Genomic DNA, 21,841 nt, shown 5'->3' on the forward strand with positions numbered 1-21,841 from the left:
AAGGAGCAAATAAATGAAAAAACTACTTGTAGTTTCAGCATTGGCATGTTTAGGAGTTTCAGCGTATGCTGCGGATGGTGCAACACTTTTTAAAAAATGTGCAGTTTGCCATGGTGCAAAAGCAGATAAAGTTTATTTAAATAAAGTTCCTGCACTAAAAACTCTAACTATGCAAGAAAGACTTCAATATATGAAAGAATATTCAGAAGGCAAAAGAAATGCTTATGGACAAGGTGCGATCATGAAAATCAATCTTAAAGGCTTAACTGAAGAAGATTTCAAAGCTATCGAAGCTTATATTGAATCTTTATAATTTTAAGGCTTTCTAAGAAAGCCTTTTCTTTCTTAAACTCTCTTTTTTACGCTTTTCTAGCATTATCGCATCATTTAAAGCTTCTTCGCTATCATTAAGCGTTGTAAATTTATAATCATCATCAAATTGCTTATTTTTAATACCCCAAAGCAAAGTAATTAAAATAATAAAAAAAACAAAAATCGAAACCCCTATCATCATCATTAAAACACCACTCATTTATTAATCCTTAAAGCATTTAAAATCACTATTATACTACTAAAAGACATAGAAAGTGCCGCTATTAGAGGATTTATAAGTCCAAAAAAAGCCAAAGGAATGGTAAGTGCATTATAAAATAAAGAAAAAATCAAATTCTCTTTGATAATTCTAAAAGTTTTTTTGGATAATCTCACGCTTTCTTGCAAAGCCTTTAAGTTATTATCAAGTAAAAGTATATCACTGCTTTCAATGGCCAAATCACTACCCTCTTTCAAGCTTGCCGATACAGCAGCAAATTTCAAAGCTAAAGCATCATTTACCCCGTCTCCCACAAACAAAACCTTATGATTTAAACTTAATTTTTCCACTTCTTGCATTTTAGTTTCTGGTAAACAATTTGCCTTGTAATTTTGAATTTTTAACTCATCTGCAACTTTTTTTACTGCATATTCATTATCCCCGCTTAAAATCATAAGATTGATTTTTTTATGATTTAAATATTCTATAGTTTCCTTCGCACCTTCTCTTAATATAGCCTTAAATTCAAATAAAGCAAGAATTTTTTTATTTTTAGCAAAATAAAAATGAGAATTCAATAATTCCTCACATTCTATGCCATTTTCTTTCATAAATTTTAAATTTCCACCCAAAAATTCCTCATTTTCACAATTTGCACTCAAGCCCTTAGCTTGGATATTTTTAATATTTTTAAAATCCATTTTTTTATCTTTAATTTTTTCTTGTTCCAAATAACACATCACACTATGGCAAATAGGATGTTTAGAAAGTCTCACAAAAGCCAATAATTCTTTCTTATCTAAATTCTCATCTAAAATAATTTTTGAAATTTCAAACTGACTTTTTGTTAAAACACCTGTTTTGTCAAATACTACCATATCGCATTTTGAAAGATCTTCAATCACACTAGCACTTTTAAATAAAACTTTAAATTTCAAAGCTTTAAACAAGGCAATAAGATTACAAACTGGAGTTGCCAAAGCTAAGGCGCAAGGACAAGCAATGATTAAAACCGCAATGGCATTAATAAGTGCATTTTCAAAACCAACTTTTTGATAAAAAAACCAAAATAAAAAACAAATTAAAGACAAAGTCAAAATAGTCCGTGAAAAATAAGCACTGATAGAATTTACAAGACTTTCGATCTTAGCTTTTTTAGAGCTTGCTAACTCAAGCAGAGAAATGATTTTATTAAGCTTAGAATCTTCATAAGTTTTTTTGGCAACATATTTTATCATTCCATCAAGCAAGATACTAGCAGATACCACCTCATCGCCTCGTTTGATAAGCACTGGCTCACTTTCTCCGCTCAAACTTGACTTATCAAAACTTGCTTCTCCCTCAATACAGCTTCCATCGATTAAAATTTTATCTCCAGTTTTAACCTCGATGATATCACCTATCATCACTTCTTGAGGTTTTTTAGAAATAAATTTTACCCCATCAAAAACCAAAACTTCCCCACCTAAAAAATCATTCAAGCCATCAATCGTATCGCTTGCGCGTTTTTTGGTTAAAATCTCAAGATATTTTCCTACAAATACAAAGCAAATAATCATTGTAACAGAGTCAAAATACACCTCAGAAAGCCTTGAAAACATTGCCCAAATAGAGTAAATATAAGCTAAAGTTGCGCCAGAAATCACCAAGGTATCCATATTAAGTTGTTTATTTTTAATTGCATAATACGCACTACGATAAAAACTTGATCCTGTATAAAAAAGTACCGGAGAACAAAGTATAAATTCAGCAAAATTTAAAATATCCTTAATATCCCTATCCATACCGCTAAAAAATCCCGCATATTTAGCCACTGCTATCCACATGATATTCATCACGCAAGCTATAGCAACAATGAGTTTGGAATAAAATTCTCTCTTTAAAGCATTACTTTTTTTGTCATTTTTCAAAGGATCAAAAGCACTTGCATCATAGCCTATGCTTTGGATTAAATGAATGATTTTTTCTAAATTAATCTTATCTTTATCAAAAACAATGCGGGCTTTATGAGTAAGTAAGTTAATATCCACTTCCATAATCCCAGCTTCTTTTATAAGAATTTTCTCATTAAGCCATACGCAAGCAGAACAGTGAATTTTGTGTATCATTAAATAAATTTCACAAAAACCTTCCAAATTTGTTTTGATAAATTCATTGTAATTTTTTTCCTCTGAAGTAAAATTTACCGGAGTTAAAGTTTGTTTTCCAAGTTTTTCATAAAACTCATCTAAACCTTTCTCATTTAAAATTTCATAAACACTTTCGCAACCCTTACAACAAAAAAAATTACCGTTTTTTTCAAATAATTCTTCTTTTTTAAAATCTAATTTACAATGAGAGCACTTCATTAAAATTTCTTTCTTAAATTATTTTTTTCATAATTATAAGAAAATTTGACAAAAAGAGCTATTTTTTATTAAAATCACATTTTTATTACTGCGTTTTACTACACAATAAGAGGATTTATGGAAAATACCAAAGAAAAAAAACATCAAAGAACCCACATTCCAGTGGAAGGCTATAAAATAGAAGAATTAAAATTGCTTGATTTAGAAGGCTTAGTTAATATTGCAAATGAGTGCGAGATCGAAAATCCACGCGAATTTCGTCGTCAAGAATTAATTTTTGAAATTTTAAAAGCACAAACCAAAAAAGGTGGTTTTATTTTATTTACAGGAATTTTAGAAATTTCTCCTGAAGGCTATGGCTTTTTAAGAGGAATGGACTCAAATTTAAGCGACAGTGTAAATGATGCTTATGTCTCAAACTCACAAATTCGCAAATTCGCACTGCGTGTAGGTGATATAGTTACAGGACAAGTTAGAGAACCAAAAGATCAAGAAAAATACTACGCTCTTTTAAAAATCGAAGCGATTAATTATTTACCTTTGCAAGAAGCTAGAGAAAGACCTTTATTTGATAATCTTACCCCAATTTTTCCAACCGAAAAAATAAAACTTGAATATGAGTCTACCAAGCTCACAGGAAGAATGCTCGATCTTTTCGCGCCTATAGGCAAGGGTCAAAGAGGACTTATCGTTGCGCCTCCTAGAACGGGTAAAACAGAACTAATGAAAGAACTAGCAGCTGCGATTGCTAAAAATCATCCTGAAATGCATTTAATTGTCTTGCTTGTCGATGAAAGACCCGAAGAGGTTACCGATATGCAAAGATGTGTAAAAGGAGAGGTTTTTAGCTCCACTTTTGATCTTCCTGCTTACAACCATGTGCGCGTGGCTGAGCTTGTTGTGGAAAAAGCTAAAAGAATGGTAGAAACTGGCAAAGATGTAATTATCTTGCTTGATAGTATAACAAGACTCGCAAGAGCTTATAATACTGCCACTCCAAGTAGCGGAAAAGTTTTAAGTGGTGGGGTTGATGCAAACGCATTGCATAAGCCTAAACGCTTTTTTGGCGCTGCAAGAAATATAGAAAAAGGTGGATCTTTAACCATCATTGCAACCGCACTAATTGAAACAGGTTCAAGAATGGATGAAGTGATTTTTGAAGAATTTAAAGGCACAGGAAATAGTGAAATTGTGCTTGATAGAAGTATTTCTGATAGGAGAATTTATCCTGCAATTAATATTATTAGATCGGGCACAAGAAAAGAAGAATTACTTCAAGGACCACAAAATTTACAAAAAATTTGGGCAATTCGCTCTGCAATCTCTCAAATGGATGATATTGAAGCACTTAAATTTTTATACTCTAAAATGCTTAAAACTAAAAACAATGACGAATTATTATCCATTATGAATGACTGAAGATGTTAGAAGCACTAGCTATAAAATATAGACCAAAAAATTTTAATGAACTTGTAGGACAAGACACCATAAGTGCAAGTTTAAAATATGCACTAAACCACAACCGTTTAGCACATGCTTATCTTTTTTCAGGTTTGCGCGGAAGCGGTAAAACTTCAAGTGCTAGAATTTTTTCTCGTGCTTTAGTTTGTGATGAAGGGCCAAGCGATACGCCTTGTGGAACTTGCAGGCAATGTCTTGCTGCATTAGAAGGAAAACACATTGATATCATAGAAATGGATGCAGCAAGCAACCGTGGCCTTGAAGATATACAAGCTTTAATAGAACAAACCAAATACGCTCCTTCTATGGCAAGATTTAAAATTTTTATTATCGATGAAGTGCATATGCTTACTCCGCAAGCTGCCAATGCGCTTTTAAAAACCTTGGAAGAACCACCAAGTTATGTTAAATTTATACTTGCAACCACAGATCCTTTGAAATTACCCGCAACCGTGCTTTCAAGAACTCAGCATTTCCGCTTTAAGCAAATTTCACAAAATGATATCTTAAAGCACATAGAATGGATTTTAAACAAAGAACAAGTAAATTATGAACTAGAAGCCTTAAAATTCATTGCAAGAAGTGGGAGTGGCTCTTTAAGAGACACCCTTACTTTACTTGATCAAGCCATCATTTTTTGTCAAAATGACATAAAAACAAGTAAAGTAACACAATTGCTTGGCTTTTTAGATCCGATAAAAATCAAAGAATTTTATACAGCCATTTTGCAAAAAAATAAAGAACTCGTGCTTGAATTTTTAAAAGAATTAGAAGATTATGAGGCTGCAAGTGTTATTGATGAAATGATGTTTTATCTTAAAGAAAGTTTTTTCAATCAAGATAATCATTTTTCAACTTTGATTTATGAGAGATTTTTTAGAATTTTATCGCGAGCTAAAACCATGCTTTATACTTGTGATGATAATGGTTTTGTTTTATGCGTAATGGCTTTTATGATGATGGAAGCAATTCATTTAAAGCAAATTGATGAAGAAATTTCAAAACAAAACACTTTAATACAGCAAAGCCAAAAAACAGCGCAAAACAACCATACTCAAATCAATTTAAAATCTCAATCTCAAATACAAAACAAAAATGAATATGAGCAATTATTGGATGCTATTTATGATAGAGATTATGATCTAGGACAATGTTTTGCAAAATGTACGCAATTTATCTCTTTTAATGGGCAAAAATTAAGCATCAGTTCTAATGCCAACGATGAAGATAGAGCGATACTCAATCGTGGCTTTAAACTCATTCAAGAATTGTTAATCAAGCTTTTTGGAACAAATGCAAAAATTGAAATTCAAAAACAAACCAAAGAAATGCAAACTCAAAAAGAGTCAAAAATTCAAATTGATGAGAGTAAATTACAAAGCATTACTCAAGAAAATAAAAATGATATCAATTTCAAACTCGAAAAACTAAAACAAGAAGCGAGAAAATCTAATCCAGAGGAAGAAGCCAAAAAAGCCCTTGATGAACTTTTTGGGCAACCTAAAATCGAAAACTAAAGAATTTTGCGAAGTAAAATCCCGCATTCTAAATGTGGCGTATTAGCAAATTGATCAAAAAAAGCAAATTTAAGAATTTTGTGCGTTTTTAGCAATTCCTCCAAATTCTGCTTTAGGCTAATAGGATTGCACGAGATATAAATAATATTCTCATAATTTCGTATAAGTCTTATCACACTTTCGTCCAAACCTGCTCTTGGTGGATCGACTAAAACATGCGAAAAATGATAATTGTCTAAATGGATATTTTTTAAGCGAAAAAATTTCCTTTCTTTTTTTAAAGCCTTACTCAATTCTTCGCTAGAAAGCCTTATAAATTGGATATTTAAGATATGATTTAACTCGCAATTTCTCAATGCAAAATTAATATTACTTTTTGAAATTTCAGTGCCTAAGACTTGATTGAAATGAGTTGCCAAGGGTAAAGTAAAATTCCCATAACCACAGTATAATTCTAACAAATCTTGTTTTTTGTCATTTTCTATAGCCTTAATGACCCACTCTATCATCTTTTCATTGATAAAAGTATTTGGCTGTATAAAGCAATCGTTATTAAATTCATACAAAACTTCTTTATCAAAAATTTGCAAATTTTGTCTTACAATTTCTGATTTAAAAACAAGTTTTTTACCACGACTTCTAGCGATTAATTTTAAATTCAGCTCTTCGCTTAAATTTTGTAATTGATCTTTAATAAGATCTATATCCTTATGATAAAGCAAGGTCGTGCTAAAATCATTTTTTGTAGCCAAAAACTCTACTCCAAAGATTTTTTGTTTTAAACTCGCATTAGCATTTAATTTTTCAAGCAACAAAGGCATAAAATCTTGTATGCACTGCACGGCAATAGGAAAATGCTTAACAATATGCTTTTTCTTAGTATGCGGATCAAACATTGCATAATGTAGTCCATTTTCATCATGAAAAAAAGAAAATTCAGCCCTTGTGCGATAATTTTGCAAAGGACCTTTTATACATTCAAAATCACTAAAATAAGCTTGAAATAAATCTTTAGCGTCTTGAAATTTTTTCTCAGCAAGCATCAACTTTTTTACCTATAGCAAAAAGTAAAGTCGCCATCACTAAAACCCCAAATATCAAACTAAGCCAAACATTAAATCCAAAAGCAACAGGCAAGTATCCACAAAAAATGCTAATAGCGCAAACACTCAGAGCATAAGGCATTTGAGTGCTTACATGAGCTAGCAAATCACACTTACTTCCCATAGATGAAAGTATTGTAGTATCAGAGATTGGCGAGCAATGATCCCCAAATATAGCTCCCGTTAAAACACCTGAAATATTAATAATAATATAGTGATGCAAATTCATATCATTTAATTCATGATGTACTCCAACTGCAGCGGCTAATGGAATAGTTAAAGGCATTAAAATTCCCATTGTGCCATAGCTAGTTCCAGTTGAAAAAGAAATGATAGAGGCAAAAATAAAAATTGCCGTTGGAAGCAAATAAATAGGGGTTTTATCAGAAAATAAATCCACTAAATATCTTGAAGTTCCAAGATCTTTAATCACAGCAGACAAAGACCAAGCACAAAGCAAAATCACAACCGTCATTATCATCGTTCTCCAACCATGAGTCCAAGTTACAATTGCTTCTTTAAGAGTAAAAATTTTCCTAGCCACTCCCATCATAATAGCCACAATACTTGCCAAAAGCGCTGCTTGAAACAACACCACAGAAGCATCAGCCTTACCAAAAGTTTCCCTTAATGCAAAAAACCCCAAAGGATTAGCATCAATTTGCGCTTTTAAAACTACATCATCAATGGCATTATATCCGCTAAAATAAAATCCTATAAAAGAAAATACAATCAAAATCAACAAAGGAATAATGGCATTTGAAGCTTTTAATTTAATATGTTCTTTAGGCTCTAATAACTTATCTTCTAAATTATCAATTTTTTCATGACCTTGTGAAAACAAACCCTCTCTTGCTCTGCGTTCAGCCTTTAACATAGGTCCAAATTCTCTTCCCATATAAATAGTCAGCAAAACGAAAACCAACATAAAAAGATTATAGAAACGATAAGGTAAGGTTTGAACGAAGATTTCAAAAGCATTGATTTCATCGTGTTTGATATTTAAATGAGTAAAAATAGCCGGATCAATCAAATCATATCCGCTTCGAATCAAAGAAATTTCAAGTCCTATCCAAGTAGAAATTATCGCAAGACCAGTAATTGGTGCAGCGGTAGCATCCATGATAAAAGCCAATTTTTCACGACTAATCTTAAATTTATCAGTCACCGGACGCATAATAGGACCAACAATTAAAGAATTAGCATAATCATCAAAAAACACAAAGCACCCCATACACCAAGTGGCAAATTGCGAGCTTTTTGCTTGTTTTGCTTTCTTAGCCAACCAAATAGCCACAGCCTTTGTGCCACCTGTTTTTGTAATGAGTGCTACAACACCGCCTATAGTTAATACTTGCAAAATGATACCAGCATTAGAAGGATTTGCCATTGATGAAACAGCCTTAGAAATCAATCCTGTAAAGCCTCCAATAATCGCATGATAGATATTATTATCCACTAATGCGAGCATAAAACTACCAGTAAAAACACCGATAAATAAAGATAAAATCACATCTTTTGTAATAAATGCCAAAACGATAGCCACTAAAGGCGGAAGCAAAGTAAAAACACCAAATATTTCAGCATTTGTTTGCGGATCAGCAAATGCAACCAAAGGTAACAATAAAAAATATAAAATTCTCAATCACTCTCCTTAATTTTTTTCAGTAAAAGTTCCTGCCCAAGTTTGAGTTACGGGCATTAATTCTATCTCATTAACATTGACATGCTCAGGTAAATTAATAATAGCTAAAATCACCTGCGCTATATCTTTTGCGCTAATGAATTTAGTGTTTTCATAAACCAAATCCGCCTTTTGCTTATCCCCCTTAAAGCGCACTTGGCTAAATTCGGTTTTGCAAAGTCCTGGAGCTATATTTGTTACTTTGATATTGCTTCCTCTTAAATCATTCCTTAAAGCTCTTGAAAACTGACCCACAAAAGCCTTTGTGCCACAATATACATTGCCACCAAAATAAGGCGTATTTCCTGCAATAGATCCAAGATTAAATATATAAGCATTTTTTTGCTTTCTTAAAATAGGAATAACCGCTCTAGCCACATATAAAAAACCTTTGATATTTGTATCTACCATAGTTTCTATGTCTTCGAGTTCCAACTCATCAAATTCATTTAAACCCAAAGCAAGTCCTGCATTATTTAAAAGCAAATCAATATTTTTAAATTCACTTGGTAAATTTTCGAGCAAAGCAAAAACTCCCTTTTTATCTCTTACATCAAGCTCTGCGATGAAAATTTGATCCTTAAATTCATCTTTTAATTCTTGTAATTTATCTTTACGTCTAGCAATAGCAATGATTTTATATCCAAGAGCTGCTAAAGCTCTAGCGCTTTCCTTACCAAAACCAGAACTTGCACCCGTAATAAGTGCTGTTTTCATTCTAAACTTCCTCCATAAAATAAATTTTCATTCTCTTTTAAACCTAAAGATTTTAAATATTTAACATTCTCTTTTTTATTTGCCATCAAAGCAAAATCAAGAGCATTAAAACCCAAATCATCAATTTCAAATATTTTCACACCTTTAGCTACAAGTAATTTTAAAATTTCAACATCCCCATAACTTGCTGCGTGCATAAAAAGATTTTTAGAAGTATGTTCTAGGGCACAAAAGGTAATGTAATAAGGCGTATCAAAATTTGTATTGTTACTTAATGCGAGTTTTTCATTGTTGTTAATGTATTTTTGATGGATATTTGCACCATTTTCAATTAAAAGTTGAGCTATATCCTTGCGATTAAATTCAACCGCATAAAAAAGTGGAGATTTTCCAAAAGCATTCGTTTGATTGACATTTGCACCTTGCGTGATTAAAAACTGAGTATTTTCATAATTTTCCAAAGCATAAAAAATAGCACTTTCATAGCTTTCATTAAGCTTTGCGCCCAATTTAATAAACAAGGTTAAAATTTTAATATCTTTTTGTGCCAATAAAGCTATTTGCAAAGCTATACTAAGCTCGGCTTGAGAAGGATTGTTTTGATATATATAAGACTCAATGGCCTCTACATTACTTTCTGGTTTGATAATAAGCTTGGCAAATTCTGAGAGTTCCTTATTGATTTTTGTATCACCAACAGCCCAATATAAAAATTCATCCAAGACTTGGTTACTTAGCTTTTCGCTTGTATTTTTATCAAAATTTTTATTTTGATAAAAGAGCTTCAAAGCATTTTTTGCACTCTCATGCTCTTTCCAAAATTCTTTATATAACCTATAATTTCCTATACTTTGATAAGCCCAATATTCAAAGTATTTTTTTAATCTTAGCATATCTTTTAAATTTGAATTTAAGCTAGGATTTAAAGCCATTTTTAAAAGTAAAAAGTCAAATTTTTTAAGATTAGGCAAATAATAAATTCCAGAACAAGCACTATTACTTCCACGAATGGTATTTGAAATTTGATAAAGTTTTTGAGTAAAGGATTGATTTTTAAAAGAATCTTTGCATGTTGATACTTTATAATACAAATCCTGATTAAAATTTTCAGGATTTGTATTTTTTTCGTATTTTAAAATTTCATTACAATCTTGGGCCTCTAACAACACAATAAAAAAGCACAAAATCAGTATTTTTCGCAACATTTTTAACCTTTCTTGAACTTTTATTATTGTATCTAAAACTGCTTCAATGTAAATTAATTGTCTAATTTAAAATTATTAATTTCATTGAAATTTAAGTACTTGTAAATATTTGCTTTGTGTGCATCATTTAGCTTATCACTAACAATTTGCAAATATTCTTCCTTGCTTGGGATCTTTCCTAAAATTGCACAAACAGCTGCAAGTTCAGCACTTCCTAAATAAACTTTTGCCCCCATACCCATACGGTTATCAAAATTTCTTGTCGAAGTTGAGAAAACCACGGCTCCATCATTTACCCTAGCTTGATTTCCCATACATAAAGAACAACCTGGAACTTCTATCCTAGCTCCTGCAGCTCCAAAAACACTATAATATCCTTCTTTAGTAAGTTGCGCTTTATCCATTTTTGTTGGTGGAACTACCCAAAGTCTAGTTTTTAACATACCTTTGTCTTTTAAAATTTCACCTAAGGCTCTGTAATGTCCTATATTTGTCATACAAGAACCTACGAAAACTTCATCGATATTTTTAGGACGATTGTTATCGGCTAAAATTTCGCTTAAAGTTGCCACATCATCAGGATCATTTGGACATGCCAAAATCGGCTCTTTGATATCATTAAGATTAATTTCTATCACATAAGCGTATTTTGCATCTTTATCTGCTCTTAAAAGACTAGGATTTTTAAGCCATTCTCTCATTTTTTCAGCTCTTCTAGCAAGAGTGGCTTTATCTTGATAACCTGCTTCAATCATAGCCTCAATCAAAGAAATATTTGATTTAATATATTCACTAACGCTTTCTATGCTAAGATCTACACTACAAGCGGCAGCACTTCTTTCAGCGCTTGCATCGCTTAATTCAAAAGCTTGTTCTACTTTTAAATTTGGTAATCCTTCAATTTCTAAAATTTTACCTGCAAAAATATTTTTCTTATTTTTCTTTTCAACCGTTAATTGACCTTGTTTAATTGCATAGTATGGAATGGCATTGACTAAGTCTCTTAAAGTTACCCCAGGTTGTAATTCTCCACTAAAACGCACTAAAACACTTTCAGGCACATTTAAAGGCATAGATCCAGTAACCGCAGCAAAAGCTACAAGTCCGCTTCCTGCAGGAAATGAGATACCTATAGGAAAACGAGTGTGTGAATCCCCGCCTGTTCCAACCGTATCAGGCAACACAAAGCGATTAAGCCATGAATGAATAACCCCATCACCTGGTTTTAAACTCACTCCACCACGGCTTGTCATAAAACTTGGTAAAGTTTTGTGTAAATTTGAATCACTAACTTTTGGATAAGCAGCAGTATGACAAAAACTTTGCATTACAAAATCTGCGTTAAATCCTAAACTAGCTAATTCTTTGATTTCATCTCTTGTCATAGGACCTGTGGTATCTTGAGAACCAACGGTTAAAGTCATAGGTTCTATATACATACCAGGACGCACGCCTTCAACTCCACATGCGCGGCCCAACATTTTTTGAGCTAAAGTATAACCACCGCTTGCTGCTTCTGGCTGTATAGGTTTAGTGAAAATATTTTCATTTTCCATTCCCAAAAATTCTCTAGCCTTAGCACAAAGTCCGCGACCAATGATAAGTGGAATTCTTCCACCTGCTCTGACTTCATCTAAAATAGTATTTGGACTTAGCTTAAACTCAGCAATTACAGAGCCATTTTTCACAATTTTTCCCTCATAAGGATGAATTTCAAATTCATCACCCATTTCTAAATTTGTTACATCGCAAATTATAGGTAAAGCACCACTATCTTGAGCAGTATTAAAGAAAATTGGAGCTATGGTAGAACCCATTACTATGCCGCCACTATGTTTATTTGGAACACCTTCAATTTCTTTACCTAAATGCCATTGTATAGAGTTGATTGCAGACTTTCTACTCGAACCTGTTCCAACCACATCACCCACATACACAATTTCTCGACCGCTTTTTTTAAGTTCTTTAATCTTTTCTAAAGATCCCACTTGTCTGACTTTAAGCATAGCATTAGCATGTAAAGGAATGTCACTTCTAGTAAAAGCATCTCCAGCTGGACTTAAATCATCGGTATTTGTTTCGCCGGCCACTTTAAACACTACACATTTAATCACTTCAGGTAATTTTTCTTTTTTATTAAACCATTCTGCATTTGCCCAACTCTCTAAAACGGATTTAGCATAGGTATTAGCCTTACTAAGTTCTGCAATAGTATGGAAATCATCATGCACAAAAATAATATTTTTAAGCACATCTGCTGCCTTGCTAGCAATGCTTTCATCTTTCAAAGCATCAATTAAAACTTTTACATTGTAACCACCTAGCATTGTTTCAAGCATTTTCAGAGCACAATCTTTATCTATGCTTGGGGCTTTAATTTCACCTTTTAAAATAGAATCTAAAAATTCACACTTAATTAAAGCTGCATCATCAACGCCTGGATTAACACGGTTTTGTAAAAGATTTGCTAATTCTTCATCATTTTGAGTTTTGAGTATTTCGCAAAGTTCTCTAGTTTGCTCTGCATTTAAAGGAAGCGGAGGGACGCCTAAAGCTGCTCTTTCTTCAACTAATTTTTGATAATTTTCTTTGAAAGACATTTTTTCTCCTTGGTTTTATTTTGGTCTTTGGTATAATTGTAACGATAGAAAGGATAAAAAATGTTTAAAATATATTATTCCACTCCCTTTTGTTACCTATCTTTACAAAGTGATGGAAAAACCCTTATACAGCTTGATTTTTGTGATGATAAAGGCGAAGAAAAAAGCTGTGAAATTTTGCTACAAGCTTGCAAGGAACTTGATTTATATTTTTTAGGAAAATTAAAAAAATTTAGCATTCCTCTAAGAGTACAAGGTAGCAAATTTGAACAAAAAGTTTATCAAGCTTTAATGCAAATTCCTTATGGAAAAACTGCCACTTATAAAGAAATTGCCCAAAATATCAATCATCCCAAAGCTTTTCGTGCAGTAGGAAACGCAAATTCTAAAAATCAACTTCCTATTTTTATCCCATGTCACCGTGTTGTTGCAAGCAATGGTATAGGCGGATATAACGGCGGAATTAAAATCAAAAAATTTTTAATGGAACTTGAGAGAAAATTTATTTGAACCAAAAGTGCGAAAATATTACTCATTTCTACAATCAGATATGAAAACATTTTATAAAAAATCAAACAACTTTTGCTCTTGATTTGCATTTTTTACAAATTCATTTTCAAATTCATCAAAATTTTCAAGCAAAACAAGAATATATTTAAAGTCTTTTATTTGTTTCAAATCGCTTATTTTAGAATAAGAAAAATCACAAAATAAAGAATTTTTTAAAGCGCTTTTGAGACCACCAAAACCTTTAAAATTTTCTTGCCAAAACTCTAATTCTTCTTCGTTTTCCACTGCAATAAAAGCTTTAGAACTTGTTCCAAACTCTACAATTTGCATTGCTTTATTGACAAAATAAATTTTAAAAAGATTTAATTTATTTAAATCAAAATGAATTTTTAATTTATTTTCTTGTAAAAAAAACACAAATTTAGCAAAAATTTCAGTATAGATAAAAGGGAGTTTTAGGTTTTTAAAATACAAATCATTGCAAATTAAAGTGCTATAAAAAGGGCTTGAATTTTGAAATTTTTGCACTTTAGCTGCTTTTAGAATTTCATAATTAGCACAAAGTTTTGAAAGATAGTTTTCATTATCAAGGCAAAAAATTTCGCCTTTTTTAGCCCTAATCAAAGAAGTAAAATCCAAAAAAGCATTAGCGTGTAAAATTTTTAAATTAAAAACCTTGCAAAATTCTAATTCTCTTTTAGAGCAAAATAAAAATTTGCATTCCTTTTCTTCGCATAAAAATCTCAGAAGCCTCAAAATCGCATTTTCTAAATTTTCACTTTTTAGCAAATAAACTTCTTTGTCTTTAATGTCGATTATTTTATCGCAAACAATGACAAAAGCACCTTTTTCTACAGCTCTTTTAATTTCTTCTTCATCATTGCTAAAAAAAGCAAAACTTGGTTTTACCTCGCTTGAATTTAAGGCAAAACCACCCACACTTAAAGTGCTACCTTCATTTAAAATTTGTGTATTTAAAAGCTCATTAAGATTACTAATATTCATTATCCAATTAAAGAACCATTTTCCACAAGTTGTTCTGGACTAATTAATACAAGTTTATCGCCACTTTTTGCCGAAAGTATCATTCCATCGCTTTCATGACCAAAAATTTTAGCCTTTTTAAGATTGCTTATCACGCAAACTTGTTTCCCGATCAAATCACTTGCTTTATAGTATTTAGCTATACCTGAGAGCACCTGACGGACTTCTTTATTATCTAGCTCGAGCTGAAATTTTAAAAGCTTTTCGCTTCCTTCTATATTTTGACAATCAAGCACTTTGGCAACTTTAATCTCAATTTTTGCAAAATCATCGATTTTTATCTTAGGACTTTCTTCTTTTTTTATTTCTTGTTTTTCCTCGCTTAAAAGGGCTTTTTCTACTTTTGGAAATAAAGCTTCACAAGCGTTTGCTTTGAAATTTAAAAGCTCGTTTTTAATGATGAGTTTTTCATAATTTTGACTTGAAATTTCAAAATTTAAAGCTTTTGCCACTTTTTGACAAGATTTTGGCAAAGCAGGACTTAGTAAAATACTGACTTTGGCCAAAATATTTGCACAAAGCGCTACAAGGGCATTTGCCTCATTATTTTTGTTTTCTTTGATTAAATTCCAAGGCTCGTATTTACTAATAGCCAAATTTGCCACACTTAAAGCCTTAAAAAGCTCTTCTAAATAGCGATTACATTGCAAATTTTCTAAAAATTCTATCGCTAAGTTTAAATATTCTTTTGCAGTATCTAATTCATCTTTATAAAGCTTTAAAACCTCATTTTGCAAAATTTCATCACCGCTATATTTAGTACTCATTCCTATGATGCGATTTAACAAATTTCCAAATTCATTGCTAAGCTCCGCATTGATGCGATTTATTAACATAGCTTCACTAAAATCTCCATCATTTCCAAAAGGTACTTCTCTGAGTAAAAAATATCTAAAAGCTTCCAAACCATAAACATCCACAACTTCCTTAGGCTTTACAACATTACCTTTAGATTTGCTCATTTTCTCACCATCCCTAGTCCACCAACCATGTGCTCCAATAATTTCAGGTAAAGGCAAATCCGCGCTCATTAAAAAAGCAGGCCAATAAATCGCATGAAAACGCAAAATATCCTTACCCACTAAATGTACATGAGCAGGCCAAAATTTTGCATTTTCACCTTCAGTGCCATAATCAAGAGAACTTACATAAATAAAAAGCGCATCAAGCCATACATAAATGATATGCTTTTCATCGTTGATTTCTTTTGGTAAATTAATCCCCCAATCAAAACTCGTTCTAGTGATGGATAAATCTTTCAAACCGCCTTGTATAAAATTAATCAGCTCATTTTTTTTGTTTTTTGGTAATATAGGATCTTTTTCTTCATACCATTGTAAAATTTTATCTTGGTATTTTGAGAGTTTGAAAAAATAACTTTCTTCTTTTAAAAGCGAAGTGTTTTTGCCACAATCAGGACAGGCACAATCATTCACAAGTTGAGATTTGGTAAAAAAACTCTCACAAGATACACAATAATGCCCTTCGTATTCATCTTTATAAATATCGCCTTTTTGCCACATTTTTAAAAACATAGCTTTAACAAATTCAATATGTCTATTATCTGTCGTTCTAGCGTAAATATCATAAGTGATTTCAAATTCATCCCAAAGTTTTTTAAATTCCAAACTGATTTTATCGGCGTATTCTTTTGGGCTAAAATTTCTTACTTTTGCGGCTTCTTCTATCTTTTGTCCATGTTCGTCAGTTCCGGTTAAAAATCTCGTTTCATGCCCTTGTAAACGATAAAATCTAGCCAGCGTATCGGCTATGATAGTCGTATAAGCGTGTCCTAAATGAGGCACATCATTTACATAATAAATTGGAGTAGTAATATAACGCATTCTTTTCCTTTAAAAATCAAATCCGCCCTCAGTTTTACCCTTGGACATACTATTATAAACTGCATCGACATAATTTTTTCTTGTCTCGCAGCTAAAAATTTCATCGCAATTATAACAAGACTTTAAGCCTTTGGTATTTTGACAAGAGATTAAAATTTCTTTTTTTTTATCCATATCTTGCTCAAATTCATCTCTAATCTCACTCATTATATGCCTTTAAAAGCTTTGAAATTTCATAATTTGATCCAAAAAAGCAAGGCGTTGTGGCGTGGATTTCATCAAATTTAAGCTCCAATAAAGAATTATTTTTGCCATTTGTGGTTTTACCGCCTGCTCTTTCTATGATAAAGGCTAAAGGAAAGACTTCAAAAAAAGCACGCAATTTTCCTTTAGGAGCGTCTTTTGTTGCTGGATAGCTAAAAAGTCCGCCACCTTTGAGTAAAATTTGATTTATATCGCTTACCATAGCTCCTGAATACCTTAAACGATAGCCTTCATCAAATAATTCTTTAATGAATTTAGCGTGCTTTTCTTCCCAAAATTTTTGAGTACCACCTGTAGCGTTGACTTTGCCTTTTTCTTGCATTTTAAGTTCTTTGACAAAAATAAATTCATTATTTTCATTAACGCGGTAAAGTTTTGGTAAATCTTCACAAATCACAAATTCCAAACGCGCTCCATACATACTATAAAGTGCAGCTTTTAAATTTTTCGCATCTGCTTTTTCTTCATAAATGGCAAAAATCGAACCTATAGCAAAATTAACATCCATTAAACTTGAACCATCAAGCGGATCATAAGCAACTACAAATTTAGCCTTTTCATTGATAGTTAAAATTTCATCTTTTTCCTCGCTGATAATAGCTTTAATGCTAGAACATTTACTTAAAGTTTTTGTGATGATTTCATCACTTAAGACATCAAATTTAAGCTGGGTATCACCAGTGGAATTTTGATTTTGACTGTAACTTGTATCAGGAAATTTCAAAGCTTTAGAAATTTCTAAAACTGCTTCTTGTATGTAAGAGATAAGTTCTTGCATTTTTATAATTCTCCTTTTAATTTTTTTGCATTTTGTAAAATATATTCACAAATTCCTTGTATATCATTTAAATCAAGCCAAACCAAACTTTTATGCGAAATTTTTTCATAACTTGCAACAGCATTTGAAAAAGCGAAATAGCTTTCATCAATTTCCTTACAAAAGACACTAATGCGTGGCAAATCAAGTGTTTTTAAACCCTCAACCAAACACAAATCAAAATCAGGCGATATTCTTAAAGCACTAAAAATATCCCTTTCTTGATGCGAAAAAAAAGTTGTTCTTGTAGGGCTAAGCACCATCACTTCGGCGCCACTTTGAAAAAATTTAAAGCTATCCTTACCGTTAAAATCAAATTGCGCTTTATCAGAAGGATCGTGTTTGATAATTAGCACTTTTAAATCTTGATTTATAAATTCATTTGCAATTTTTGTAATCAAAGTTGTTTTGCCTGAATTTGAAGGACCGCTAAAAGCCATAACCAATTGTTTCATTCTAATTTCCTTAAAACAAAAAAGAAATTATAATATTTTAAACCAAAAAATAGAGTTAAAAGGTTAAAATATGAAAAATTTTTTAGGATAGATTATGAAATTTTATATTTTAATTTTAAGCATAGTTTTACTGAGTGCTTGTTCGCGCGAAAGCATTAATTATACCAACTTAAAAGCACAAACTTTAATGCACACTCACAAACAAAAACTTAGCAAAGATCACTTAAGTGGCATTGCAAGTTTAAGCTACTTAAATCCTGTTTTGGATTATAAAAGCAAAGATGAAATTTTTGTCTTAGCCTTGGCACCAAAAGAATTTGAACACAAAAAAATGGAAGTTTTTATCAACAACAATAAAGCCCAAATCACGCCTTTAGAACACAACGATGAACTTTTAAAATATCTCATTAACAATGAATATTCAAACTATTATAAAGTTAGCATATCCAATCAAAACAATATCACTTTGCAAGCTAAAGTTTGTTTGCAAGATTTGCCTTGTTTTGAATTAAATTTTCAAAAATACTCGAAATCTTTATATTATCGTTCAATAGAGCTTGATACACAATATAATTAGCCAAAACTTTTTTAGCATAAATTCTGCTTTCTTGATAAGGCACAAGCTCCATAGATAAAAAAGGTTCGTATTTGCCTTCCTTGAACATATCTGGACGCTCCAACATTCTTCTAGTAAATCCTATACCGCCATTATAGGCATAAGCTACAAAAACAGGGGAATTAAGATAAGTTTCCAAATAATTTAAATGATGATTAGCAAAATAATAAGCTACTTCAGGTTTAAATACCTCATCTTGATCAAAATTTGGAATTTTCAACTCTTTTTGTCCTATATGATTAGCTAAAAATGGCATAAATTGCATTACGCCTAAAGCATAAGAGGTTGAAATAGCCGTAGGAATAAAGCGACTCTCTTGTCTGGCAATAGCCATAATTAAAGCTTGTCTTTGAACAGGATAATCTTTTAAATATTCATAATAAGGCATAATAAAATAATTTTTCTTGAATTTAGAAACTCTTTCCATAATATAAGCATAAATAGCTAAGGTATGTTGAGAATTAAACTGCTTTGCAAGCTTTAAAAGCTCGGCTTCGTCAGCGTTTTGAATCTGCTTATTTAAATTTTGCCACAAAAAAGGATCTAATAAATCAAAATTAGATTTTTTATCGTCTGCTGTCAAAACAATAATTTCTGGAAAAGGTTTATTTCTAAGTTCCTTAGCATACAATGCATAAATATTTAAAGAATTGCTTTGTGCTAAAGTTTCCAAATATTGCTCATTTTTACTGATTAAATACATCCAAAAAAGCGCATTGTCTTTAGTATAAGACATCTTAAAACTTAAATAAGCTTGTTGAAAAAATGCAAAAGCCTGTTTTTCTTCATCATGCAACAAAGCATTTACTCCCAAATAAAAAGCTGTATCTTCCTTAACTATTTGTGGATTGATATTTACTAAAGAAGCACGGATTTTTGGATTTTTCTTCTTAATAATAATATTTTGAGCAAAAGTTTTAAAAGACCCATGTTTAGCAAGCTCATTGATAAATTTATCGCTTAAAACAAGATCGTTATTTTTAAAATAATCATAAAATTGCAAAAAAGCTGATGAATTAAGTTTTTGAGCACTATAGGCTAAAGGATTATCTTGATTAAAAGCTTCAAGCTTAAAAGCCGAATTTGGATAGTTTTGTTTTAATTCTTTAGCAAGCTTTGTTCTTGTTGTTTTGTCTAAGGAAGATATAAAATATAAAGAATTGCTACGGTAATTTTTACAAGTAAGATTAGCATCTAAAATGGTTTTTTTATTATAATTAAAACATGGGGCATAAGCTGGATCAATATAGGTTTGAACAGGAACTAATTTCTCAAATTCGGTTTTTATTTTTCCCACATAACGAAAAATATGATTTGCTAAATTTTGCGCTTCTTTTTTATTGATTTTTTTCTCTTCCAAAAGTCTATGAATATAATAATCTTTTGCTAAAGAATTTTCTTTAATTCTTAAAGTTTTTAAATCATATTCAGCAGCAAAAGAAAAAGTCAAAAATAAAAATAAAAATAAAAATAATCTCATAAAAAACCTTAAAACATATTAGCAATCAACACACTAATAAATTGTAAAACCAAAATAATAATTAATGGCGCCAAATCGATATTTCCAATGCGTGTTGGAATTTTCCTTACCAAAGCATAAGCAGGATAGCTAAGTTTATATAAAATCTGCACGATAGGATTATAAGGATCAGGATTTACCCAACTCAAAAAAGCCGTAATAACAATAATCCAAGTATAAATACTGATAAGAATTTGAATCATTTGTAATAAGGACTGAAATAAAGAATCAATAATCATTTTTTATATCCTTACCAAATCATAAATAAAATCTTTTATATGCGGATACAAATCATTAAGTTCTGGGCCATGGATACTTCCTGTTAAAATGATTCTTAATGGCATAAAAAATTTCTTACCTTTAAGCTCGGTTTTTTTCATTAACTCATTTTTAAAGTCTTCATAATTTTCACTCAAAGCCAAATCACGCAAAGCAACTTTGATAGTTTTACACTCATCCTCAAATTCAGCATAATTTTTAACACCAAAAATCAAACTAATTTTTTCCTTAAGCTCTTTTATAGTACTTGCTTCTTGAGTATAAAATTTGGCTAGTGCTGCTACATCTTTACCTAAATTTAAAAGTTTATTGAGCTCATCATTTGGCATCATTTTTATATGTTCGCGATTAATCTGCAAAAGCTTTTTAAGATCAAATCTTGCCGGAGCTTTAGAAACTTTAGAAATATCAAACCAAACAATAGCCTCTTCTAAAGTAAAAATTTCACAAGGAGTTTTATTACCTAGCATAATAAGATAATTTGCAATAGCACTCGGTAAAATTCCGCTTTCAAGTAGCCATTTTACCGAAGAATGCGCCTCTCTTTTGCTCATTTTCACTCCTTCTTCATTTAAAATGATAGGCAAATGCGCATAAGTCATAGCTTTTTCATAACCTAAACTCGCACGGATATGTTCTTGTTTTGGCGTATTAGAGACATGATCTTCGCCGCGGATAATGCAAGTAACATTTTCGAGCATATCATCAACCGCACAAGCAAAATTATAAGTAGGCGTCTTATCTGTTCTCATAATCACAAAAGAGTCAATATTTTCAGGCTCAAAACTTAGCTCACCTTTGATAAAGTCTCTAAATTTCATTGTTTGATTAGGCTTTTTAAGGCGGATTACAAAAGGTTTTTCACATTTTAAAACGTCTATATCAGCCAAATTCTCACAAGTACCATCATAGCGATAAGCCCTGCCTTGCTTTTTGGCAAGTTCTTTTTTACTTTCTAATTCCTCTTCTGTACAAAAACAAGCAAAAGCCTTTTTTTCGCTAACAAGTTTTAAGGCCATTTGACGGTGAAATTTCAAATTCTCACTTTGCACATAATAATGCTGCCAAGAAATTCCAAAAAGCTTCAAAATTTCCTTAATTTCCTCTTCTTTTCCTGCGATATTTCTAGCTTTATCTGTATCTTCTATACGCAAAATAAAATCCGTGTTATTTTGTCTAGCACAAATGTAATTAAAAATAGCCGCACGCAAATTTCCTATGTGCATATCTCCAGTAGGAGATGGAGCAAAACGATACATTTTAAATAACTTCCTTTGAAATTTAGAATTTTTGGCTGATTATAAAAAAAAAATATTAATCAAAATA

20 protein-coding genes are annotated in these 21,841 nt (G+C 31.4%); 5 read left to right on the forward strand and 15 right to left on the reverse strand.

The genetic code is table 11. The features are described from left to right. Positions 1 to 13: 13 nt before the first annotated feature. The gene (locus tag ELQ16_RS02570) at positions 14 to 313 is read left to right on the forward strand and encodes a c-type cytochrome (protein ID WP_134238020.1); all 300 of its coding nucleotides are present in this window, start codon (positions 14 to 16) and stop codon (positions 311 to 313) included. Positions 314 to 325: 12 nt separating this feature from the next. Here the strand turns inward: ELQ16_RS02570 and ccoS are convergent, their stop codons facing one another. Together ccoS and ELQ16_RS02580 are read right to left on the reverse strand one after the other, a co-directional pair. After that, on the reverse strand, positions 326 to 532 hold the full coding sequence (ccoS, locus tag ELQ16_RS02575) for a cbb3-type cytochrome oxidase assembly protein CcoS (RefSeq protein WP_134238021.1): 207 nt from the start codon (positions 530 to 532) through the stop codon (positions 326 to 328). Beyond that, on the reverse strand, positions 529 to 2,880 hold the full coding sequence (locus tag ELQ16_RS02580) for a heavy metal translocating P-type ATPase (RefSeq protein ID WP_134238022.1): 2,352 nt from the start codon (positions 2,878 to 2,880) through the stop codon (positions 529 to 531). Before ELQ16_RS02580 ends, ccoS begins: the two co-directional genes overlap by 4 nt. A 117-nt stretch (positions 2,881 to 2,997) precedes the next feature. Here ELQ16_RS02580 and rho point away from each other — a divergent pair, with 117 nt between their 5' ends. Together rho and ELQ16_RS02590 are read left to right on the forward strand one after the other, a co-directional pair. Next, positions 2,998 to 4,299, forward strand: coding sequence for a transcription termination factor Rho (gene rho, locus ELQ16_RS02585; protein WP_134238023.1), 1,302 nt, complete (start codon positions 2,998 to 3,000; stop codon positions 4,297 to 4,299). A gap of 2 nt (positions 4,300 to 4,301) precedes the next feature. Then, positions 4,302 to 5,858, forward strand: a complete 1,557-nt coding sequence (locus tag ELQ16_RS02590; RefSeq protein ID WP_134238024.1) for a DNA polymerase III subunit gamma/tau — start codon at positions 4,302 to 4,304, stop codon at positions 5,856 to 5,858. Here the strand turns inward: ELQ16_RS02590 and trmA are convergent. From trmA to ELQ16_RS02615, 5 genes are read right to left on the reverse strand one after another with little or no spacing between them, the layout of a single operon-like run. Continuing rightward, positions 5,855 to 6,901, reverse strand: coding sequence for a tRNA (uridine(54)-C5)-methyltransferase TrmA (gene trmA / locus ELQ16_RS02595; RefSeq protein ID WP_134238179.1), 1,047 nt, complete (start codon positions 6,899 to 6,901; stop codon positions 5,855 to 5,857). The genes ELQ16_RS02590 and trmA overlap by 4 nt on opposite strands. Continuing rightward, positions 6,891 to 8,606, reverse strand: a complete 1,716-nt coding sequence (locus ELQ16_RS02600; RefSeq protein WP_134238025.1) for a Na+/H+ antiporter NhaC family protein — start codon at positions 8,604 to 8,606, stop codon at positions 6,891 to 6,893. Before ELQ16_RS02600 ends, trmA begins: the two co-directional genes overlap by 11 nt. 9 nt (positions 8,607 to 8,615) lie before the next feature. Continuing rightward, a complete protein-coding gene (locus ELQ16_RS02605; protein WP_134238026.1) occupies positions 8,616 to 9,362 on the reverse strand; it encodes an SDR family NAD(P)-dependent oxidoreductase in 747 nt (248 codons plus the stop codon). Beyond that, positions 9,359 to 10,567, reverse strand: coding sequence for an ankyrin repeat domain-containing protein (locus tag ELQ16_RS02610; protein ID WP_134238027.1), 1,209 nt, complete (start codon positions 10,565 to 10,567; stop codon positions 9,359 to 9,361). The genes ELQ16_RS02605 and ELQ16_RS02610 overlap by 4 nt, the downstream gene beginning before the upstream one ends. A 53-nt stretch (positions 10,568 to 10,620) precedes the next feature. Continuing rightward, a complete protein-coding gene (locus tag ELQ16_RS02615; protein ID WP_134238028.1) occupies positions 10,621 to 13,167 on the reverse strand; it encodes a bifunctional aconitate hydratase 2/2-methylisocitrate dehydratase in 2,547 nt (848 codons plus the stop codon). A 60-nt stretch (positions 13,168 to 13,227) separates the two neighbouring features. On the opposite strand from ELQ16_RS02615, the gene ELQ16_RS02620 reads away from it, so the two are divergent. Then, a complete protein-coding gene (locus ELQ16_RS02620; protein WP_134238029.1) occupies positions 13,228 to 13,677 on the forward strand; it encodes a methylated-DNA--[protein]-cysteine S-methyltransferase in 450 nt (149 codons plus the stop codon). A gap of 51 nt (positions 13,678 to 13,728) precedes the next feature. Here the strand turns inward: ELQ16_RS02620 and ELQ16_RS02625 are convergent, their stop codons facing one another. Genes ELQ16_RS02625 through mobB form a run of 5 tightly spaced genes read right to left on the reverse strand, consistent with a single transcriptional unit; the run spans position 13,729 to position 18,101 of the window. After that, on the reverse strand, positions 13,729 to 14,682 hold the full coding sequence (locus ELQ16_RS02625; protein ID WP_134238030.1) for a hypothetical protein: 954 nt from the start codon (positions 14,680 to 14,682) through the stop codon (positions 13,729 to 13,731). Further along, entirely contained in the window at positions 14,682 to 16,565 is a 1,884-nt protein-coding gene (gene metG / locus ELQ16_RS02630; RefSeq protein WP_134238031.1) for a methionine--tRNA ligase, read from the reverse strand. The genes ELQ16_RS02625 and metG overlap by 1 nt, the downstream gene beginning before the upstream one ends. A gap of 9 nt (positions 16,566 to 16,574) precedes the next feature. Continuing rightward, the gene (locus tag ELQ16_RS02635; RefSeq protein ID WP_134238032.1) at positions 16,575 to 16,772 is read right to left on the reverse strand and encodes a hypothetical protein; all 198 of its coding nucleotides are present in this window, start codon (positions 16,770 to 16,772) and stop codon (positions 16,575 to 16,577) included. Then, positions 16,765 to 17,607 carry a class 1 fructose-bisphosphatase gene (locus ELQ16_RS02640; RefSeq protein WP_134238033.1) on the reverse strand — a complete coding sequence of 281 codons (843 nt, stop codon included), beginning with the start codon at positions 17,605 to 17,607 and terminating at the stop codon, positions 16,765 to 16,767. Before ELQ16_RS02640 ends, ELQ16_RS02635 begins: the two co-directional genes overlap by 8 nt. A 2-nt stretch (positions 17,608 to 17,609) precedes the next feature. Next, positions 17,610 to 18,101: a molybdopterin-guanine dinucleotide biosynthesis protein B gene (mobB, locus tag ELQ16_RS02645; RefSeq protein ID WP_134238034.1), complete on the reverse strand. Its 492-nt coding sequence runs from the start codon at positions 18,099 to 18,101 to the stop codon at positions 17,610 to 17,612. Positions 18,102 to 18,195: 94 nt separating this feature from the next. Here mobB and ELQ16_RS02650 point away from each other — a divergent pair, with 94 nt between their 5' ends. Next, the gene (locus ELQ16_RS02650; protein WP_134238035.1) at positions 18,196 to 18,678 is read left to right on the forward strand and encodes a hypothetical protein; all 483 of its coding nucleotides are present in this window, start codon (positions 18,196 to 18,198) and stop codon (positions 18,676 to 18,678) included. Here ELQ16_RS02650 and ELQ16_RS02655 read toward each other — a convergent pair. The 3 genes from ELQ16_RS02655 to gltX are packed head-to-tail and all read right to left on the reverse strand — an operon-like array spanning position 18,575 to position 21,774. After that, positions 18,575 to 20,197 carry a lytic transglycosylase domain-containing protein gene (locus ELQ16_RS02655; RefSeq protein WP_134238036.1) on the reverse strand — a complete coding sequence of 541 codons (1,623 nt, stop codon included), beginning with the start codon at positions 20,195 to 20,197 and terminating at the stop codon, positions 18,575 to 18,577. The two genes, ELQ16_RS02650 and ELQ16_RS02655, sit on opposite strands and share 104 nt — an antisense overlap. An 8-nt stretch (positions 20,198 to 20,205) precedes the next feature. Next, a complete protein-coding gene (locus tag ELQ16_RS02660) occupies positions 20,206 to 20,475 on the reverse strand; it encodes a YggT family protein (RefSeq protein WP_134238037.1) in 270 nt (89 codons plus the stop codon). A 3-nt stretch (positions 20,476 to 20,478) separates the two neighbouring features. Next, the gene (gltX, locus tag ELQ16_RS02665) at positions 20,479 to 21,774 is read right to left on the reverse strand and encodes a glutamate--tRNA ligase (protein ID WP_134238038.1); all 1,296 of its coding nucleotides are present in this window, start codon (positions 21,772 to 21,774) and stop codon (positions 20,479 to 20,481) included. Positions 21,775 to 21,841: the final 67 nt, after the last annotated feature.

Origin of the sequence: Campylobacter sp. US33a, from assembly GCF_004378855.1 — a bacterium.
Taxonomy (GTDB): domain Bacteria; phylum Campylobacterota; class Campylobacteria; order Campylobacterales; family Campylobacteraceae; genus Campylobacter_D.

What these genes read in the sequence shown, in the direction of transcription:
- ELQ16_RS02620 (WP_134238029.1), top strand. Translation starts at nt 13,228, where the DNA reads ATGTTTAAAATATATTATTCCACTCCCTTTTGTTACCTATCTTTACAA.
- rho (WP_134238023.1), top strand. Translation starts at nt 2,998, where the DNA reads ATGGAAAATACCAAAGAAAAAAAACATCAAAGAACCCACATTCCAGTG.
- ELQ16_RS02625 (WP_134238030.1), bottom strand. Translation starts at nt 14,682, where the DNA reads ATGAATATTAGTAATCTTAATGAGCTTTTAAATACACAAATTTTAAAT.
- trmA (WP_134238179.1), bottom strand. Translation starts at nt 6,901, where the DNA reads ATGCTTGCTGAGAAAAAATTTCAAGACGCTAAAGATTTATTTCAAGCT.
- ELQ16_RS02650 (WP_134238035.1), top strand. Translation starts at nt 18,196, where the DNA reads ATGAAATTTTATATTTTAATTTTAAGCATAGTTTTACTGAGTGCTTGT.
- ELQ16_RS02615 (WP_134238028.1), bottom strand. Translation starts at nt 13,167, where the DNA reads ATGTCTTTCAAAGAAAATTATCAAAAATTAGTTGAAGAAAGAGCAGCT.
- ELQ16_RS02660 (WP_134238037.1), bottom strand. Translation starts at nt 20,475, where the DNA reads ATGATTATTGATTCTTTATTTCAGTCCTTATTACAAATGATTCAAATT.
- ELQ16_RS02640 (WP_134238033.1), bottom strand. Translation starts at nt 17,607, where the DNA reads ATGCAAGAACTTATCTCTTACATACAAGAAGCAGTTTTAGAAATTTCT.
- ELQ16_RS02605 (WP_134238026.1), bottom strand. Translation starts at nt 9,362, where the DNA reads ATGAAAACAGCACTTATTACGGGTGCAAGTTCTGGTTTTGGTAAGGAA.
- ELQ16_RS02655 (WP_134238036.1), bottom strand. Translation starts at nt 20,197, where the DNA reads ATGAGATTATTTTTATTTTTATTTTTATTTTTGACTTTTTCTTTTGCT.
- ccoS (WP_134238021.1), bottom strand. Translation starts at nt 532, where the DNA reads ATGAGTGGTGTTTTAATGATGATGATAGGGGTTTCGATTTTTGTTTTT.
- ELQ16_RS02580 (WP_134238022.1), bottom strand. Translation starts at nt 2,880, where the DNA reads ATGAAGTGCTCTCATTGTAAATTAGATTTTAAAAAAGAAGAATTATTT.
- ELQ16_RS02635 (WP_134238032.1), bottom strand. Translation starts at nt 16,772, where the DNA reads ATGAGTGAGATTAGAGATGAATTTGAGCAAGATATGGATAAAAAAAAA.
- ELQ16_RS02590 (WP_134238024.1), top strand. Translation starts at nt 4,302, where the DNA reads ATGTTAGAAGCACTAGCTATAAAATATAGACCAAAAAATTTTAATGAA.
- ELQ16_RS02610 (WP_134238027.1), bottom strand. Translation starts at nt 10,567, where the DNA reads ATGTTGCGAAAAATACTGATTTTGTGCTTTTTTATTGTGTTGTTAGAG.
- ELQ16_RS02570 (WP_134238020.1), top strand. Translation starts at nt 14, where the DNA reads ATGAAAAAACTACTTGTAGTTTCAGCATTGGCATGTTTAGGAGTTTCA.
- metG (WP_134238031.1), bottom strand. Translation starts at nt 16,565, where the DNA reads ATGCGTTATATTACTACTCCAATTTATTATGTAAATGATGTGCCTCAT.
- gltX (WP_134238038.1), bottom strand. Translation starts at nt 21,774, where the DNA reads ATGTATCGTTTTGCTCCATCTCCTACTGGAGATATGCACATAGGAAAT.
- mobB (WP_134238034.1), bottom strand. Translation starts at nt 18,101, where the DNA reads ATGAAACAATTGGTTATGGCTTTTAGCGGTCCTTCAAATTCAGGCAAA.